We start from the raw sequence: 2591 nt of genomic DNA, 5'->3' as shown, positions 1-2591 counted from the left end.
AAGACTTACTTAAAAAGACCAATGAGTTAATAGGAAAATCTGGAGTGATCGGAGAAGAAACTAACCGATTATTAATGTACTTGATATTTACATCAAGAAAAACTAATAATCCATTGCATTGTATTAGTTTGGGTAGTTCAGGAGTTGGTAAAACACATTTACAAAGTAAAGTTGCCGAACTCATACCTGATGAAGATAAAATAGAAATCACGGTATTATCTGCTAATGCATTTTACTATTTTAATAGAACCGAATTACAATACAAACTTATCCTAATTGAAGATTTAGATGGTGCAGAATCTGTACTTTATCCATTGCGGGAGTTACAGTCTAAAAAACGAATCACTAAAACGGTTGTTCATAAAGATGCTCGTGGAGAAAGCAAAACAATACATTTAGTCGTAGAAGGTCCTGTAAGCGTTGCAGGTTGTACAACACAAGAATCTATTTATGAAGATAATAGTAATCGTAGCTTTTTATTATATATCGATGAATCGGAAGAACAGGATAAAAAAATTATGGATTACCAGCGATTGTTAAGTGCAGGAAAACGAAATGCTAAAGAAGAATTTACAGCAGCTAGATTTTTAAGGGATGTACAAAGAACCTTAAATCCTGTATCAGTTCGTAATCCGTATGCAGAATACCTAAGTTTACCACCATCAGTTTTTAAACCTCGTAGAACCAATGCACATTATTTACAATTTATAGAAGCGGTTACCTTTTACAAACAATGGCAAAGAGAAAAGAAAGCCGATCACGAAACAGGCGAGATGTATGTAGAAACTACGATTGAAGATATCGAAGAAGCCAACGAACTAATCAAAGAGGTTTTACTACGTAAAAGTGATACGATTACAGGAGCAGCCAGAAATCATTTAGAGCGATTAAAAACCTATCTAAAAGAAAGTAAGCAAACGACTTTTACCAATGCCGAAATCCGTAAGCAATTACATATCAAAGAAAGTACTTTACGAGGATATCACAAACAATTACAGGAAGAAGGATATATAAAAAGGGTGAAGCGTAAAAAGACCAAAAGCTATTGTTTTGAAATCACAGATATGAAAGAATATGATTGGCTAAAAGCCAGTATTGACAATGCTTTAAATAGTTGCATCCTACAAATACAACTCGCAACCCCGCAACCAACCCGCAAGTCCTCTACTCGCGAATCCAAAAGCAAGAAAGCCAGTTAATTAACTGCCGCTCGCTACAAAATCTTAAAAAATACATACCCTATGAAAAAAAGTAAGCTACAAAACGCTAGCTATAGAACCCTACTGACCAATTTTAAGGAATGGTTGGATATATTAGGATATAGCGAAGGGATGCGAAAGAACTATCCCAATCAATTATGTGAGTTCTTCTACTGGCTAGAGCAAAATGATATCAATCATATTGATTATATAGAAGATCATCATATTAGAAAGTATTACGGGGATTTAAAGCAACGACCCAATAAAACCAGAGGTGGCGCACTAAGCAATATCTATCTCAATAATCATTTACAATCCTTACATAAGTTCAGGGAATACCTAAAAAAGCATAACAAGAAACCTTTTAATCTACCCATCAAAAGAGAAAACTCAACTATAGTAGAAAAACTAAATGTATTATCACAGGAAGAAATCAAAGACCTGTTTATGGCAACGGGCTACAGTAACCCATTACCAAGGTTTAGAGCCAGACAAAAAGCATTATTAGTGTGTTTGTACAGTTGTGGAATGCGAAGAAATGAAGTACTCAACTTAGAAATATCAGATATCCTTTTTGATAAAGAACGAATCTATGTAAGAAAAGGTAAAAACTACAAAGAACGCTTTATACCTATCAACTTATACAACCTTCAAATATTAGAAGATTATGTATACGATGCACGGATGAGCTTTAAAAAATCAAGTGAAAGCAACTATGTATTTATTACTGAAAGAAGTATTAAAATGGGAAGTTCTGCCATAGAAAACGATCTAAAACAAGTTATTAAAGCTACAGAAGATAGAAGTTTAATCGAAAAGAATATCACACCACACGCATTACGTCACAGTATCGCAACCCACTTTTTACAGGCAGGAATGAAGATCGAGGATATACAACAGTTTTTAGGGCACAGCAGCTTAGAAAGCACACAAATTTATACTCATATTTTAAAATACAACTAATGGAATATATAGAATACTTACACAAAGGAAATTATAGTAATACAACGATAGAACATTACCTAAAGCGAATAGCAGAGTTTACAAAATGGTTAAAAAGAAGAAAGGTTACAGCAACCGAGATCGATTATAAAACCTGTATGAAATACATTAAATACTTACAACAGAAAAGGATAAAACCACAAACCATCAATAATCATTTAGTCACATTACGAAACTACTTTGATTACTTTATAGAAATAGCAGAAAGAACTGAAAATCCATTAGAAGATGTATCTGTAAAAGGAACGGTAAAAAAGATGTTGCACAACCTTTTAGAAGCTGATGAACTCGAAGATTTATATTATAGTTATGAGACTGAAAAGTTTAATAAATACACCAATCAGTTTACCAAATACGCAGCAAAACGTAATAAAATTATCGTTGGATTAA

General features: G+C 33.1%; 3 protein-coding genes. All 3 read left to right on the top strand.

The window, feature by feature from the left end; translation table 11 throughout:
• Window positions 1-1199: hypothetical protein (locus F0000_RS26995; protein ID WP_149627804.1), on the top strand; the 1199-nt coding region annotated here is incomplete at its 5' end.
• Window positions 1200-1241: 42 nt separating this feature from the next.
• On the top strand, window positions 1242-2162 hold the full coding sequence (locus tag F0000_RS26990) for a tyrosine-type recombinase/integrase (protein ID WP_149627803.1): 921 nt from the start codon (window positions 1242-1244) through the stop codon (window positions 2160-2162).
• Window positions 2162-2591, top strand: a 430-nt coding sequence (locus F0000_RS26985) for a site-specific integrase (RefSeq protein ID WP_149627802.1), incomplete at its 3' end; no start/stop codon positions are given. The genes F0000_RS26990 and F0000_RS26985, both read left to right, overlap by 1 nt.

This window comes from Aquimarina sp. RZ0, from assembly GCF_008370685.1.
Taxonomy (GTDB): Bacteria; Bacteroidota; Bacteroidia; order Flavobacteriales; family Flavobacteriaceae; genus Aquimarina.
This window is presented reverse-complemented; position numbering and strand designations above follow the sequence as displayed.